This is a genomic window from Streptomyces sp. NPDC001480 (assembly GCF_042894725.1).
Taxonomy (GTDB): Bacteria; Actinomycetota; Actinomycetes; order Streptomycetales; family Streptomycetaceae; genus Streptomyces.
In genome coordinates, this window is record NZ_JBIAVX010000073.1 from 1 (window position 1) to 1,060 (window position 1,060).

1 protein-coding gene is annotated in these 1,060 nt (G+C 67.5%); it reads left to right on the forward strand.

Annotated features, from left to right (window positions below):
* On the forward strand, window positions 1-1,039 hold a 1,039-nt coding region (locus tag ACFY01_RS46765; RefSeq protein ID WP_390741886.1), incomplete at its 5' end, for a transposase.
* Between the last annotated feature and the right edge of the window lie 21 nt (window positions 1,040-1,060).

The window sequence follows — 1,060 nt, forward strand, 5'->3', positions numbered from 1 at the left end:
TCTCGCCCGGCAGATCGCCACTGACGGATACCGCCTGCTCGAATCCGTCTTCGTGCCGACAGCGCCAGGATGGCTGCAGCAGGTGCCTGCCGTCACCGTCCTGCGCACGGTGTGGGTGCAGCAGTTCACGCGCACCGTCACCGACGGCGAAGAGGAGGTGACCTGGCGGGGGAAGGACGATCTCCCGCCGAGCAGAGCGATGGTCGCCTCTCCCTACGATCCTGAGGCCCGGTACGCCAAGAAGCGCGGATCCGCCTGGGTCGGCTACAAGATTCATCTCAGTGAGAGCTGTGACGACCCTGGGGAGTTGAAGCGCCCGCACTTGGTCACCCACGTTGTCACGACCGACGCCACGGTCAACGACGCGATGGTCGTCGAGGAGGTCCACGACCGACTCACCAGCAAGGGTCTCTTACCAGGGGAGCATCTCCTGGACGCCGGCTACACCTCGGCCGAGCTGCTGCTCACCGCGCCGACCACTCGCGGCGTAAGCGTCGTCGGCCCGGTCCGGTCCAACAACACCCGGCAGTCGGCATCGGGCGGAGGCTTCGGCAAGTCCGCCTTCACCATCAACTGGCAAACTAAGCACGCACTTTGCCCGACCGGCGCCACCAGCAGGTACTGGACGGAGGGTGTGGACAACAACGGCCGGGATGCGATCCGCATCCGCTTCGCGACCGCCACCTGCGCGCCCTGCCCGGTGCGCGATCAGTGCACCAGATCCACCCAGTACGGGCGGCAGCTGACTGTCCGGCCCCAGGAACAGGACGCGGTGTTGGAACGCGTCCGAGCGGAGCAGTCCACCGACGAGTGGAAGGCCCGCTACGCGGCCCGCGCCGGCGCGGAAGGCACCATCCACCAGGCCGTTGCGACCGCCGGCGTCCGCCGGACGCGCTACGTCGGCCTGGCCAAGACGCGGCTCGCGCACATTCTCACAGCAACCGCCATCAACTTGATCCGCCTTGACGCCTGGTGGAACGAAACCGCCCTCGCACGCACCCGCATCTCTCGACTGGCAGCCCTCGGCCTCGCAGCGTGAGGTCAATTGGGCAACAGGGTC